Raw genomic sequence first — 14,160 nt, 5'->3', positions numbered from 1 at the left:
CGAGCGACGGTATTGGCAAGCAACGTGAAAACCCACGGATACGGCCCGGAGGCGCCAACGATCCTGGCCATCGCGCAATGTTTGGCGCCGCCGCGCGTGTTGAAGCCTGATGGCGCAGCGACCTTCTTGCCACGCCTTCCGGGCGGGTCGAAGTAGGTGGGCAATCACTGCGGAATCACTTCGGGTCCGGCTTAGCCGGAAATTGTGTAGCCGCCATCGACGGCAAGGGTCTGGCCGGTGATCCAGCTGGCCGCCGGGCTGGCGAGGAAGGCGATGGCCTGCGCGATGTCGCCGGCTTCTCCCAGTCGGCCCAGCGGGGTGCGGGCGAGTGTGGGGGCAGTCCATGCCTCCTGCGCGAATGTGTCGGCGGTCATGCGGCTGCGGGTCAGGCCGGCAGCCACCGCGTTGGCGCGCACGCCGCGCGGCCCCCAGTGCGCCGCCATCGTGCGCGTCAAGCCGACAAGACCGGTCTTGGCCGCGCCATAGCCGGGCACCACCGGTATGCCGAAGAAGCTGCTCATCGAGGCAATGGCGATCACCGATCCGCCGCCGGGGATCACGCTATGTGCGAGAAGATCCACTGTACGCTGCGCCATGCGGAACGCGCCGTTGAGCAGCATGGCCACGGCGCGGTTGAATACATCGGGTTCCCATTCGTCCAGCCCCAGCGAGGGCAGGGCGATGCCGGCATTGTTGACAAGCACGTCGAGCCGGGGGAGCGATGCGGCCACCGCGTCGATGTTCGTCTTGTCCTCGATGTCGAGTTGCAGATAGCGGTAGCCGGACAGGTCGGCGTCGTAGTCGCCGGGGCCGCCGCGCGTTCCGGTGATCGTCACTTCCGCCCCGGCATCGCGCAGCAGTGCGGCGCAGGCGGCGCCGATGCCACTGGTGCCCCCGGTGATGAGTACGTGCGCGCCGGAGAAGTCGTGTCGCGGTCCCATCAGATTGCCTCCACGTCGATCCAGCGGCGCTCCGCGTCCGAACGTCGCGCAGCATCGAGAATGGCCTGGTTGGCGGCGGCATCGCGGAAATCGCCCGCAGGATCGGGCAGCGGCGGATCGCGCCCCTCGAGCCGTGCCTTCACTTGCGCGAACAGCTTGGCATAAGGCGCGACGTCGAAACCCTGACTGTGCCAGCGGTCCATTTCGGTCTGCACCAGTTCGTCGATGGGGAACGGTTCGGGCGGGGCATTGACGAGTTCGTCGGGCATCGACACCTGGCGTGCACCTTGCGCATCCTGGACCCAGACTTGCTCGGGTTCGCCAAACGCAGCGCCCGACTGGATCCACGCGGTGCCGGCGGTGCCGGCAACCTTGGTGGACATGACGAAGGGGCCGGGAAAGGCCAGCGCGGCCTCGATCAGACCCATGCAGCCCGAAGCAGTTTGAAACTGGATGGTGTAGTAATCGTCCGAGGTCTGAGTGGGGCGGCCGGGAGATAGCTTGCGCAGCACCGCGCTGACGCGCGCGATCTCGCCTACCGTTCCGCGTGCCTGGTCGATCATGTGCGTGCCGAACGCGCCCAGGAAGCCGCCACCCTGGGTGGCATCGAGCCACCACTCGGCCAGGGGCTCGTCAGGATCGCCGCCGGGCTGCTGATAGATGCGATGGAACATCAGCGGCTGCCCGATGGTGCCCGATTGTACCACGCGGCGCAGCAGGGCCTGCGCGCTATCGAAGCGGAATTCCGCGCCGAGCGCGTGGATCACGCCCGCCTGTTCGGCAGCGGCGAGCATCTCGCGCGCCTGCGCCAGATCCCGCGCGAAAGGCTTTTCGCAGACGACCGCATGGCCCGCGGCGATGGCCTGCATCACCGGTGTGAAGTGCGCCAGGGGTGGCGTGGCGACAGTGACGAGGCGGATTGCCGGGTCATCGGCCAGCACGCGAGGCAGGTCGTTGGCGGCCAGCGGAATGTCCAGCGGCGCGGCGCGGGTGCGGGTCTTTTCAAGATCGCGGCCAATGATAGCGCGCACTTCGAGCCCCGCGTCTCGCAAGGCGCGTACGTGGGTGAACAAGCCAAATCCCGTGCCGACGACGGCGGCGCCGATCTTGTCAGTGGTCATGCAACTCCTCTTGCCTTGGCGAGAACGCTGCGCGCGGCATTGGCCCAGTCGCGCGCCACTTGCGCGCAAGACTGGTTGTTCTGGCGGATGTTGAAAACTTCCACGCCCATCGGCGCTGAGGAGCCGATGCCATCTAGCGTGCGGACCAGTCCGGCGAGGTCCAGAGCGCCTTCGCCCGGCAGCAGGCGTGCAGTCATCAGTTCGGTCCACAAGTCGCCCTGCGGCAACACGGGGGCATCGCACAACTGCACGGTGTGGATTCGATCGCTGGGGATCTTGGCCAGCTGGTCAAGTGTCGAGCCGCTGCGGAAGAAGTGCCATGCATCGATGGTCAGGCCGCCGTTGGCGCGGCCCGCCGCCTCGACGATGGCCCATGCTTCCGACAGAGTGCGGATGCCGCCCACGGGCAGGAATTCGATCTGCACGGGCAGGTCATGCTCCGCCGCATGATCGCACAATTCGGCAAAGCTCTCAGCCGCTTCGTCGAGCGGGGCAGGGGTATTGGACAAGTCCACGGCGACAAGCGAGGCGGCGCCGATACGGGCGGCGGTGGCGACGACCTTGTCCGGAGTCAGCCCGCGCAGAAACTGCGCAAGCGGGTCGCTGTCACCCTGCGTGCGCTGGCGTGGCATCCAGCAGGCGGTGCAGTCCAGTTCAGCCACCTTAAGACCGGCATCGGCAATGCGCGCAGCAATTTCAGGCGCGGCCATGCCAGTCTCTTCCAGTGTCCAGACATCGCCCGGCATCAGCGACAGTGCAGTGAACCCCGCCGCCGCGACCGGGGCGAGGCGATCGAGCAGCGGCACGTCCGGCAAGGCCGGGGAACAGAACACGAGTTCTGTGATCGTTTTCATGGCGCAATCAATCCACGAACTGGCCGGTGGCGACAGCCTCGGCGGGCTCGAGTGTGGCAAGCCCCCTGTCCGCGAGGGCGGAGAGCGGTACGCGCCACAGACGTACCTGGGCGGTCGCCTGCGTCTGCACGAAGCGCAGGCCCCAGATGCCGCGTTCGTGGCCATAGCTGTTAATCCAGTTGCCGCCGACGCCGGGATCGGCTTCGGCAATCACGACGCGCACGGTGCCATCGGGTTCGACCAAGTGCCGCGTGTTGTTGATCCAGCCGTTGCCGTCCTCGAAGGTATCGAGGTTTTCCTGCCAGATGTTACACAACTGGAAGTTCCAGTATTCGCAGGGTGGCGGGGTGAATTCCAGCACCAGCGCCTCGTCCGCGCGTTTTTCCCAGCCGCCGAATGCGACGTGCCGGTCGGGTACGCCGCCGTTGGAAAGGTATTGCGCGCGGCTGTAGTCGAGCCGGTTGAGCCGCGCGGCAAAGTTGCCCTGCGCGCCCTGCCACCAGTTGCGTACCAGTTCGGCATATCCGAGCACCGCTTGCCCGGTCCACGCCAGTCCATCGGCGATCAGGGCGGGCGTGACTGGTTCAGGCGCGGCATGGTCGATGCGCTCGATGGTCATCGCGGGGGCCACTTCGCGGGCGCGGTTGCTCCATACCAGACGTATCATGATGCAGTTCGTTTCAGGGGTCAGGCGCAGCCAGTTGTGACCGTCGCCCGGATCGTTCTGCGACAGAATCAGTTCGAAGGTGCCGTCGGGCTCGATGTGCAGTTGCTGGCTGGCGAGAAATCCGGTGGTCTTGAGGTTGGAGGGATCGAACCGCTTGAGCCCCTCGATCCCTTGCGCGGCCCAGTCCACCGCCCCTGGCGCTGCGGGTGCGGGGCAGGTCAGCACTGCCATCACGAAATAAGGGATCGTGCCGCGCGTGCCGGTGATACGGTAATCGCGCGCCATGTCGAATTGGCACATGAGGTGGTCCTGATCCACCGTCTGCACGTTGATCGATTGCCGCCACACCATGTCGCGCAGGCGCGGGCGGGTGGGTTCGGCGTTCTCGATCAGCCGCTCCATGCTCGACCGCGTGAGCCGGGTCATGAAGCGATACCATTCGGCGCGGTCTAGGTCGGACAGCGGCCCGTCGAACGCGGCGATATGGCGGCCCGCCAGCTTCAGCGTGTCGCAAAAATCGTCCCACGCCTGCCCGGAAACGAGCCTCGCGCGAGCCTGTTCGGATGCGGCCATGATCAGTTCTCCTGTCGGACCGGAAAGCGGTCGTAGTAAAAGGCGAAGCGCTGGCGCAGCGCAGCCTCGTCCATGCCGAACACGCCTTCGAGATCGTAGTGAACCTTTCCGTGGGCATGGCGCGGGTTCTCGGAGAGGTAGCTCGTCAGCCGCGCCTCGGTTTCGGCCGGCAGGTCCAGGCCGGCCAGTGCATAGATGCGGCGAGCCATGCCCTGCTGGTCGGCCATGTAGTCGTGGAACGGAACGTCCAGCGACTGGGCCGGTCCCCAGCTTTTGCGCTGTGCCACACAGGCACGCAGGAGGCGTTCGATGCGGTCTGCCCACAGCCGCGCCAGCGCGGGAGGATCGATGCTTTCGCGCCGGATGCGGTCTGAGTAGCCGAGCATGGTTGTGAGCGAGCGCAGCACGTTCACCGGATCGCGGTGGGTGATGACCATCGTGGCGTCGGGAAACACCGCCCTGATGGCGGACAGGTTTTCCATGTGCTGCGGCGATTTCAGCAGCCAGCGGCGGCGACCGGGCTGGCCGGGCTGCCCCCCGCGATGCCAGGCGATGACCTGAAGTACTTTCTTTTCATAGGCATAGGATTCGGTGCGGTCGTGCGCGAGGTAGTGGTCGATCCAGCGGGGTAACCTGGCCTGGAATTCCCAGTTGTAGCAGTTGAGGTCCATGAACATCAGTTCGTTGTCCTCGTGGATGTCGTTGGCGGCCATTTCATGCATGGCCGACATGTGCGGAAGCATCGCGCCAAAGGCCGCCCACACCCCGGCCGAGCGCAGGATGCGTGGGTCGGTTTCGCCCGGCGCGACCGGGGCGGCGGGCACCGGCTCTTCCGCTTCCCATAGCGTCAGCGAATTGAGCCGGTCATCGCGCGACAGCCAGTTGACGAGGTGAGTGGTGCCCGATCGCGGCAGCCCGGCGATGAAGATCGGCCTTTCGACAGGCACGTCGGTAATTTCGGGATGACGCCTGACGAGATCCTCGATCCGCAGCCGGTTGGCCATTACGCGAATCGCCTGAGCGACAATGCTGAGCCTGCCGCCACGACTGAGGCCATGGTCCTCGTAAAGCGATTGCAGGATGACCGTCAGCCGTTCGCGAAAGCCGGTGTCCGCGCCGAAATCAGTGAGGCCGGTCTGCGCCATGGCGAGGTCCAGAATCGCGGCAGCGGTGGGAAAATCGGGCAGGTCGTCCGGGCCCTGGCGCGCGGCGACGAGCGCGGGGGTGAGTACCGGATCGGCCATGTCGTCTATGCGGATCATGGCGGGCAAACGGGTCATGCAGCCTCCGGAAAGGTGAGCACTACCTTGGCCGCGCGGGCAGCGTCGGCGGCAGTGGCAAGAGCTTCGTGAAAGCCGGCGAAATCGATGCGATGGCTGATCAGCGGGGATAGCTCCTGCCGTGCTTGCGCCAGCATCGCTACGGCTTCGCCGAATTCGGCCGCGCGGGCATCTGCGATAGAGCCGGACAGGGTGATCTCGTTGGCCATCAGGCGCCACAGATCGAGCGGTAGCGGTTTGTGATGTAGCGCGATCACGCTTACGCGGGCGCGGTATTTTGCCACCGCCAGCGCTTCGGCGAGTGCCGGCGCGGAGCCGGCGCAATCGACGAAGATGTCGGTATCGACATAGCGGCTGCCGAAGCGTTTGCCGCCGCCATGGAAACGTGCAAGCGCATCGGTCAGGGATTCGACACGCACGTTGATCGCAAGCCCTGCGCCTAGCGCGAGTGCGCGGTCGAGCCGTTCGTCCACGCGGTCGAAGATAGCCACGTCGCGCAGGCCCAGATGGGTCAACATGACCAGCGCGCACAGGCCGATCGGCCCTGCGCCCAGAATTGCTACCTTGTCCGGCGCTTTCACCCGCGCCACGCGCAACCCGTGCAACGCGACTGAGAGCGGCTCGGCCAGCGCGGCTTCGTCAAAGGGCAGGTGGTCGGGCAGGGGGAACAGCGTTTCGCCCAGTTCAGCGCCCGATACGCGGACATAGGGCGCCATCGCGCCGTCTGGTCCGCCGCCACCGATGAACGCGCGATCCGGGTTGACCGCCACGCGCAGACCGGGCGCAATCCCGGTCACCCCGGGGCCGATCGTTACCACCGTTCCGGCAAATTCATGACCGAGCGGCAGCGGCGCGGTCAGCGGCTCTCCGCCGCCCAGCCCGCCTTGCGCGATATAGCCAAGATCGCTGCCGCAAACGCCGCAGGCGGCGATGCGAACCAATACCTCGCCGGGGCTGCAGGTAGGCACGGGCACCGTATCGAGCCGTACGTCACCCGGTCCGTGCACGCGGGCCAAGGACATCGTTGGGGGAAGCATGGGCAAACTCTCCATCTGCCGACATTCTGACTCGCCGGTCTCTTGCTATGGTATACTGCCGAGTATATTTAGCAATCACCATTTACGCCGCGCGCCGAACGCGGCAGAGAAAGCGGATGAACGCGCCACAAGACCATCTGAGTGGAGAGGCTAAGGTCCCGGCAGGAGGCCAGCGCGGCCGGCCCTCGGCCGAGACCACCCGGCGCCGCATGGCTTATCTGTTGGACGTGGCCCGCGGCATGTTCGTCCGGCAGGGCTATCGCGCGACGACCATGGACGAAGTGGCCGCGGCCGCCGGCGTGACCAAGCGCACGCTCTACGCTTGGCACGCCGACAAGCAGGCGCTGTTCCAAGCCTGCGTTATTGCCGGGGCTGAGAGGTTTCCCAAGCTGGCTCCGGATGCGGGTGGTGATCTGCGATCTGGGCTGGAGCACTATGTCTTCGACCTGCATGACGAACTGTCGCGCGCCGACAGTTATGGCATGGGCCTTCTGGCGGCGGGCGAAGCCCGCGAATTTCCCGAAATGCGCGAAGCGATCCTGCGCGGACACCTCGATTACATGATCGAGCCGCTCGCCGTCTTCCTGCGCGGCCACGGGCTGGAAGAGGACGGTGCACTGGAACGCACGATGCTGTTCGTGGCCATGGCGCTGTCGCCGCTGCACAATGCCATGCTGGTCGGCCTGCCGCTGCCTACGCCCGGGCAGGTGCGCGACCATGCGCGACGCTGTGTCGGCATCTTTCTGGGCGATCCGGCATCCTGCCGCGCCCCCGCCTAGATGGAAAGCGCGTGGCCAGCCAGCAGCGCTGCTGTCAAAACTTACACCACATGTCGGGGGCGTGATCGAAGCAAGCTCGCCTACCTGAACCGGCCATGGTAACAGCGAACAGAAACTCTCCAGGGCAGGACACCGCCATCACCGAAGAATGCGATCAGTCACTGGGTAGGCCGCAGCGGCGATTGCTGCGCAGGATCTACAACGGCCGCACGGTCCCCATCATCGTCGATGGCCAGTCGTTTCTGACTTACAAGCAGGCAAGCCGCTACCTTCTGTCATTGCTGCCGGACGCACGAGAGAAGGCTTATGTGGAAATGAAAGACAGCGCGGGCGGCGGGTAAATATCCAGCCGCTACGCGCGCCCACCTACAAGGTGCGATGGAAGGTTTGGGCGTCGCCGGTCACTGATCGCTTGGTTGGGATGTCAAACCGGCGGAGATTGTTTCTGCGGCCGCGCCGGCTTCTGAGGCGAGGTCGCGCAATGCCTTTGCGGTATCCCGAAGCAGACCGTCGCTGATGGGGCGTTCCCCATTGATGAACCGCCGGATGGCTCGCTCATCGATCCTGAGCCGCCGCGAAAAAGCCGTCGTGCCACCAAACAGTTGGACACAGTAGGCGAAATGATCCTGTCGATCTTGCATCTGGGGGATCATAGCTCGTCTTGCGGTAGAGGCAATGCGGGCTTCTCGGCCAGCGACTTCGCAACCGCTCTCCGGTGACCCGGCACCTGCGCAGGTGCCGGGTCACCGGGTCCCTATCCTATCGCTTGCGCGCTTTGCGGGCTGCATAACGGGCGTCGCGTGCAGCCTTGAGTTCTTCGGCGGTCGGCACCTTCGGCCGGGCAGCTGCAGCGGCAGCACGAGCCTCTTCGGCAGCGGCCGCCGCGGCTTCGGCAGCGTCGCGTTCCGCCTGCTCCTTCGCGGCCTTCTCGGCTTCGCGAGCCGCTTTGGCGGCCGCGCGCATTTCCGCTTGGGCGGCTTCCTTGGCGCGTCGGCGCTCGGCACGCTCGGCGAGTTCGGCCGCGCTGGGCTTGGGCTTGTTCTTCAGCATTTCCAGGGCCTTGGCCTTGGCGCTGTTTGCGGCAGCCACCCGCTCATTAAAGCTCGGTTCCTTGAATCCTCGCATCAAATCTGTCTCTCTCTTTCGTCGTTGGTCGCCGGGGAAAGAGGGCCCTTTACAGAAAATCGCGCGCTGTGCCCAATTTATGTGCGACCGGGCATGCACTCCTTACGTTGCAGGGGCCGTGCCATGTCGCTTCGATCAGCTGAGATGCGCAGCGAGGAAATCCACGAAGGCGCGGATGCGCGCGGGGACGCTCGCACCGCCGCCGCCACATCGACGAGCGTGTCGGTCAGTAAGATGTCGATGAGGACTTGGGGATAGAGTGCAGTGAACTAAGGCATTGCGAGCTTCGCACTCGTGCCTGCTGTGCATCCTGTCGAGCGATCTGACCCGCCTTCATGTCGCGAGTTGAGTGGTGTGCGGGGGCGATTGTGCCGGGCGTCGATCGCTGGGCATGGTCGCCGCGCGTAACCAGTCGAAGATCTCGGGATCACCTGTCTGTGCGACATTGACGCGCATGTAACGCCCGGCGGTGCGCGACAGGCTGAATACATTGCCCGGCGCCAGCAGAATGCCGCGCTCGAGTCCCGCCCGGGCAAGCTCGGCGGCGTCGATGCCTTCAGGTAACTGGCACCAGAGAAAAATTCCCGCTCTCGGCTTCAGCCATGGCTCAATGCCCATGTCGTTCAACCGCGCAGTGACATCGGTGCGTGCCCGCCCGAGGCGGCCGCGCAAGCTCTGGAGATGCCGTCTGTAGCCCCCATCCTGCAAGACGCGCAGCACGACCTCGCTCGATAACCGGCTCGCTCCGAACGAGATGGCGATCGACAGATCCACCAATCGGTCGAGCCAATCCCGGCGGATGGCAATATAGCCGCAGCGGACCGATGCTGACAGCGTCTTGGAAAAGCTGCCAATGTGGATCACTCGCTCCAAACCATCCAGAGCGGCAAGACGCGGAGCGGGCTCGTCTTCGAAATCGGCGAAGATGTCATCCTCGATGATTGTCAGGTCATGGGCGTCGGCCAGTTTCAGCAGTCGGTGTGCAGTTTGCAGACTGGGACTTGCCCCGGTCGGGTTATGCACGCCGGAATTGGTGATGTAGAGCTTGGGCGCATGGCCGATCAGTGCCTGCTCGAATGCAGCGATATCGATTCCTTCCGGCGTCATCGGCACGCTGACAATGTTGGCGCGATGGGCGTGCAGCAGGGCGTGGAAATTGAAATAGCACGGATCATCGACCAGCACCGTATCGCCCGGGTTGATCAGCAATCGGCACAGCAGGTCAATCGCCTGGGTGCCACTTTCGGTCAGCAGTATCTGATCGGGCGCTGAATCGATGCCCCGCTCTGCCATCCGCCGGGCCAACAATTGCCGAAGCGCTGGCAGGCCGAGCGGGGTGCCATAATCCGACAGGCTGGCTTGATTGTCACGCGCCAGCGCCCGCAAGGCGCGCCGGACATCGTCCTGTGGCAGCCAGTCCGGCGGTAGCCAGCCGCAGCCGGGCTTGAGCATCTGCGCCCCGCTTTCCAGCGACTGGCGTGACACCCAGAACGGATCGATGGCGCGGTCAAGCCGGGGGGCAATATCGGCTAGTGACAGCGGTTCAGAGTGCGAGGTCACGAAAAACCCCGATCCGCGCCTGGATACGATTGCCCCCTCGGCGACCAGTCGCTCATAGGCTTCGACCACGGTGGATTTCGATACGCCCGAGGCCTCCGCCATTTGCCTTATCGAGGGTAATTTCGCCCCCGGGCCCAGACTGCGTGCCGTTATGCGTCGGCGCACGTCGGCCATCACGCGCGAAACCAGCGTTGGGTGGTGTTCCATCAAGGACTCCGCAAGAAGCTGTACCGTCAGGTTATGCAGTACAGTTTGGTCAAACCTTACCGGACTGTCTCTGTTGCCCAGCTGCGTTCCGGCGTCAACAGGCTGTGACAAAGGAGCAGAGAATGAACCGGACGAGCGAAGGATGGATATGGGGGGCATTGGGCATACTGATCTTCAGCGGGTCGCTTCCGGCAACGCGACTTGCTGTCATCAGCATTGACCCGTGGTTTCTGACAGCGGCCCGCGCTGCAATTGCCGGGGTGATCGGCCTTGCCCTGCTGATCGGGCTGCGCCAGCCTTGGCCTGCGCGGCGAGATTATGCGCCGCTGGCCGTGGTGTCGCTTGGCGTGATCGTGGGCTTTCCATTGTTGACCGCGCTGGCACTGCGCCACATCGATACGGCCCATTCCATCTTGTTTACGGGCCTCTTGCCACTGGCCACCGCTGGCTTCGGAGTCCTGCGCGCAGGTGAAAGGCCCGATCCACGCTTCTGGCTGTTGGCGCTGACAGGCGGCGGTGTGGTGGCAGGCTATGCGCTGATCTTGCAGCCGGGCGCCAACCTCTTGGGCGATGGCCTGATGCTGGCCGCCATAGCCATCTGCGGGCTGGGCTATGCCGAAGGAGGTGTGCTGTCGCGCCGTTTGGGTGGGTGGCAAGTGATCTGCTGGGCGCTGGTCCTGACACTCCCCGTATCGCTTGTCGCGGTTGCGATAACGCGGGTGCCAGACTGGACTATGGTCGGCACGGCGGCTTGGCTGGGGCTGGGCTATGTCACGCTGTTCAGCATGCTGATCGGCTTCATGTGCTGGTATCGCGGGCTGGCGCTGGGCGGGATCGCTGCGGTGGGACAAATGCAGCTTCTCCAGCCTTTTGCCGCGCTGGCGCTTGTCGCGGTCTTACTGCGTGAACGGATCGCGCCGGGTATGGTCGTAGCCATGCTTGCTGTTCTTGCTTGCGTCATCGGCGCACGGCACCTCTCGATACGGAGTACCCAGTCATGACCGCCAGTTTCCAGCTTATCGACGTGTTTGGCCAAGAGCCATTTACCGGCAACCCGCTTGCCGTAGTCACTAGCGATTACGCCCTCGATGCCGCCGAGATGCAACAGATCACGCGCTGGCTGAACCTGTCGGAGACGACGTTCCTTCTTCCGCCGACCAACAAGCAGGCCGACTACCGGGTCAGAATTTTCACGCTGGAGCGCGAATTGCCATTTGCCGGCCACCCGACGCTTGGCACGTGCCATGCCTGGCTAACGGCAGGCGGTATGCCAAGGACCAGTGATATCGTGGTGCAGGAATGTGGTGCCGGCCTGGTCGCCTTGCGCCGCGATGGTGACACGCTGGCCTTTGCGGCCCCGCCCACGGTGCGAGCTGGCGAAGTGGACGAGGCTACGCTGACCGAGGTTGCCGGTGTCCTGGGGGTCGACCGCAGCGCCATCGTTGACGCGCAGTGGGTGGACAATGGTCCGGGCTGGGTTGCGGTCATGCTGGCGTCAGCAGATGATGTACTGGCGCTCAAACCGGCACGATCCCACGGCAAGCGCATCGATATCGGTGTTGTCGGCTTCTATCCACCGGGCGCCTCGGTCGCGTACGAAGTCCGCGCGATCTTCAGCGATAAGTTTGGCGGCCTGATCGAAGATCCGGTGACCGGCAGTCTCAATGCCTCCCTCGCGCAATGGCTGCTGGCCAGTGGACAGGTCCACGCGCCCTACACCGCTGCACAAGGGACTGCCCTGGGACGCAAGGGGCGGATCGGGGTGGAGCGCGACGGGGAAGGGCAGGTCTGGATAAGCGGCAATACCCGGACACTGGCATCTGGAACAATCGCTGTCTGAGCCATAGTACGTCAAGCCGTTGCACGGCGGCCGGTCCACAGGCCAGCTCACAGTCGGTTGGACCTCGATCATGATGCTGCTACCCTGCGCAGCCAAGAAATCCAGACAATCTTGCAACCTCCGCAGGAACTCAGCGTTACTGGCGGGGGAGCGATCGACTCAAAAGGGGAAAACATCTTGTCTGATCCGGTCTTCGAGACGGCAACCCCGCCGAAGAAGCTAAGGTTGGAAGTCAACGCACCTGTTTTCTACATTTCCGCCGTGCTTATCCTGGCGTTTGCGCTCGTCGGCGCACTGTTTCCCGAAGCGGCGGGCAAGGTATTCGGCTCGGTGCAGGCTTTCATCGTCGAAGACTTCGGATGGTTCTACATCGCCTCTGTCGCCGGCTTTCTGATATTCGTCATTTTCCTCATGGTCAGCCGGCATGGCGACGTAAAGCTTGGCCCGGACGAGAGCGAGCCGGAGTACAGCTACCTGTCGTGGTTCGCGATGCTATTCAGCGCGGGCATGGGTATCGGATTGATCTTCTTCGGGGTCGCCGAACCGATTCAGCATTATGCCAACCCGCCGATCGGCGAAGGGGGCACCGTCGAATCCGCGAAGCAGGCATTGGTGCTGACATTCTTCCACTGGGGGCTGCACGCTTGGGCGATCTACATCGTCGTTGGCTTGGCGCTGGCGTATTTCTCCTTCCGCCGTGGCTTGCCGCTGACCATCCGTTCGGCACTCTACCCACTCATTGGAAACCGAATTTATGGACCGATCGGGCATGCGATCGACATTTTCGCCGTGCTCGGCACCATGTTCGGCGTGGCGACATCACTTGGCCTCGGCGTCCTGCAGGTGAACGCCGGCTTCAGCTATCTTTTCGGACTGCAGGTTTCAACGACGGTGCAGCTGCTGCTGATCGCGGTGATTACCGGTCTAGCGACGATGTCGGTCGTGCTTGGATTGGACAAGGGAGTGAAGCGCTTGTCCGAACTCAACATCGTGTTGGCGGTGCTGTTGCTCGGATTCGTGCTTGTCGCCGGATCGACCGTGTTTCTTCTCCAGGCCTTCGTCCAGAACCTCGGCGCCTATCTCGGTGCGGTCGTTCAGCGGACATTCCGAATGTACGCTTATGAGCCGAACCCCTGGCTGGGCGACTGGACGCTGTTCTACTGGGGTTGGTGGATCGCATGGTCGCCATTCGTCGGAATGTTCATTGCGCGGATTTCGCGCGGTCGCACGATTCGCGAATTTACCACCGGCGTTTTGCTGGTGCCCGTGCTGTTCACCTTCCTCTGGATGACCGTTTTCGGCAACACCGCCATTGCGCTCGATATGGGCGGGCTGGCGCCGATCGCCCGAACGGTGAACGACAACCTGCCGGTGGCGTTGTTCGAGACGCTCGCGCAGATGCCGCTATCCACGATAACCTCCTTTCTCGCGACCCTGTTGGTAATCACCTTTTTCGTTACTTCCGCGGATTCGGGCGCGCTGGTGATCGACATGATCACCTCGGGCGCAGCAGAAAATCCTCCGGTTTGGCAGCGGATATTCTGGGCGGTTTGTGCAGGAGGTGTCGCAGCCGTTCTACTGGTTGCCGGCGGATTGCAGGCGCTCCAGACCGCCGCAATCGCCAGCGCACTGCCGTTCGCGGTGGTCATGATATTCATCTGCTATGGGCTTTTTCGGGCGCTCCAGATGGAGCAGATGGGCACATCCATCGATCTAAGTCTGGCCGAACCCAATGCGCCCCGTGCGGAACTTGGTTGGCAGCAGCGCCTGTCATCCATCATGCACCACTATCCTCCGGAGGATATCCGGCGCTTCCTGAGCGAGACCGCCCGGCCCGCGTTAAATGCCGTCGCCGAGCAGATGCAGGAGAACGGGTTTGTGCCCGACGTGGCCGAAAGCCCTGAACAACTGGTACTGACGGTTCCGCACGGAGAACGCGGCGCCTTTCGTTATACCATCCGCAATCGTCCCTTCCTGTTGCCGAGTTTCGTCTGGGCGGAAACCCGCAAGGCTCATGAAAAGGAACCGCGACACTACCGGGCGATGGCACACACATCGGAAGGGGACCAACCGCATGACGTAACGGGCTTCACGCAGGATCAGCTGATCAACGATCTGTTGAATCGCTATGCGCGTTTCCGCCATGCTCGGCGCATCGCTTAAAAACGAAGGATCG

Annotated in this window: 14 protein-coding genes; 5 read left to right on the top strand and 9 right to left on the bottom strand. The window is 63.9% G+C overall.

The features are described from left to right. Positions 1–191: 191 nt before the first annotated feature. From PP1Y_RS01795 to PP1Y_RS01770, 6 genes are read right to left on the bottom strand one after another with little or no spacing between them, the layout of a single operon-like run. Positions 192–941 carry an SDR family NAD(P)-dependent oxidoreductase gene (locus PP1Y_RS01795; protein WP_013836396.1) on the bottom strand — a complete coding sequence of 250 codons (750 nt, stop codon included), beginning with the start codon at positions 939–941 and terminating at the stop codon, positions 192–194. Then, a complete protein-coding gene (locus tag PP1Y_RS01790) occupies positions 941–2,062 on the bottom strand; it encodes a Gfo/Idh/MocA family protein (RefSeq protein ID WP_013836395.1) in 1,122 nt (373 codons plus the stop codon). Before PP1Y_RS01790 ends, PP1Y_RS01795 begins: the two co-directional genes overlap by 1 nt. Further along, positions 2,059–2,916 carry a sugar phosphate isomerase/epimerase gene (locus tag PP1Y_RS01785; RefSeq protein ID WP_013836394.1) on the bottom strand — a complete coding sequence of 286 codons (858 nt, stop codon included), beginning with the start codon at positions 2,914–2,916 and terminating at the stop codon, positions 2,059–2,061. The genes PP1Y_RS01790 and PP1Y_RS01785 overlap by 4 nt, the downstream gene beginning before the upstream one ends. A 7-nt stretch (positions 2,917–2,923) precedes the next feature. Continuing rightward, positions 2,924–4,156 (bottom strand): DUF1214 domain-containing protein, encoded by a 1,233-nt coding sequence (locus PP1Y_RS01780; protein ID WP_013836393.1) that lies wholly within the window; start codon positions 4,154–4,156, stop codon positions 2,924–2,926. A gap of 2 nt (positions 4,157–4,158) precedes the next feature. Continuing rightward, the gene (locus PP1Y_RS01775; protein WP_013836392.1) at positions 4,159–5,436 is read right to left on the bottom strand and encodes a sulfotransferase; all 1,278 of its coding nucleotides are present in this window, start codon (positions 5,434–5,436) and stop codon (positions 4,159–4,161) included. Next, positions 5,433–6,473, bottom strand: a complete 1,041-nt coding sequence (locus PP1Y_RS01770) for a zinc-binding dehydrogenase (protein WP_148274785.1) — start codon at positions 6,471–6,473, stop codon at positions 5,433–5,435. The genes PP1Y_RS01775 and PP1Y_RS01770 overlap by 4 nt, the downstream gene beginning before the upstream one ends. A 116-nt stretch (positions 6,474–6,589) precedes the next feature. Here PP1Y_RS01770 and PP1Y_RS01765 point away from each other — a divergent pair, with 116 nt between their 5' ends. Both PP1Y_RS01765 and PP1Y_RS01760 read left to right on the top strand, forming a co-directional pair. Beyond that, a complete protein-coding gene (locus PP1Y_RS01765) occupies positions 6,590–7,252 on the top strand; it encodes a TetR/AcrR family transcriptional regulator (protein WP_013836390.1) in 663 nt (220 codons plus the stop codon). A 95-nt stretch (positions 7,253–7,347) separates the two neighbouring features. Beyond that, positions 7,348–7,593: a hypothetical protein gene (locus PP1Y_RS01760; RefSeq protein WP_013836389.1), complete on the top strand. Its 246-nt coding sequence runs from the start codon at positions 7,348–7,350 to the stop codon at positions 7,591–7,593. 60 nt (positions 7,594–7,653) lie between these two features. Here the strand turns inward: PP1Y_RS01760 and PP1Y_RS01755 are convergent, their stop codons facing one another. From PP1Y_RS01755 to PP1Y_RS01745, 3 genes are all read right to left on the bottom strand, one after another. After that, positions 7,654–7,893 (bottom strand): hypothetical protein, encoded by a 240-nt coding sequence (locus PP1Y_RS01755; protein WP_232512304.1) that lies wholly within the window; start codon positions 7,891–7,893, stop codon positions 7,654–7,656. Positions 7,894–8,011: 118 nt separating this feature from the next. Then, positions 8,012–8,377, bottom strand: a complete 366-nt coding sequence (locus tag PP1Y_RS01750; RefSeq protein ID WP_041558202.1) for a DUF6481 family protein — start codon at positions 8,375–8,377, stop codon at positions 8,012–8,014. A 333-nt stretch (positions 8,378–8,710) separates the two neighbouring features. Further along, positions 8,711–10,144, bottom strand: a complete 1,434-nt coding sequence (locus PP1Y_RS01745; protein ID WP_041558200.1) for a PLP-dependent aminotransferase family protein — start codon at positions 10,142–10,144, stop codon at positions 8,711–8,713. Between the two features lie 122 nt (positions 10,145–10,266). Between PP1Y_RS01745 and PP1Y_RS01740 the strand changes: the two genes are divergently transcribed. The 3 genes from PP1Y_RS01740 to PP1Y_RS01730 all read left to right on the top strand — a co-directional run bounded on the left by PP1Y_RS01740 (position 10,267) and on the right by PP1Y_RS01730 (position 14,147). Further along, a complete protein-coding gene (locus PP1Y_RS01740; RefSeq protein ID WP_013836387.1) occupies positions 10,267–11,145 on the top strand; it encodes a DMT family transporter in 879 nt (292 codons plus the stop codon). Then, positions 11,142–11,984 carry a PhzF family phenazine biosynthesis protein gene (locus tag PP1Y_RS01735; RefSeq protein WP_013836386.1) on the top strand — a complete coding sequence of 281 codons (843 nt, stop codon included), beginning with the start codon at positions 11,142–11,144 and terminating at the stop codon, positions 11,982–11,984. Before PP1Y_RS01740 ends, PP1Y_RS01735 begins: the two co-directional genes overlap by 4 nt. A 177-nt stretch (positions 11,985–12,161) precedes the next feature. After that, positions 12,162–14,147 carry a BCCT family transporter gene (locus PP1Y_RS01730; protein ID WP_013836385.1) on the top strand — a complete coding sequence of 662 codons (1,986 nt, stop codon included), beginning with the start codon at positions 12,162–12,164 and terminating at the stop codon, positions 14,145–14,147. The last annotated feature ends 13 nt before the right edge of the window (positions 14,148–14,160 follow it).

The organism is Novosphingobium sp. PP1Y (assembly GCF_000253255.1).
Taxonomy (GTDB): Bacteria; Pseudomonadota; Alphaproteobacteria; order Sphingomonadales; family Sphingomonadaceae; genus Novosphingobium.
Note: the sequence above shows the minus strand (reverse complement) of the source record. Positions and strands in the feature narration are given on the sequence as shown.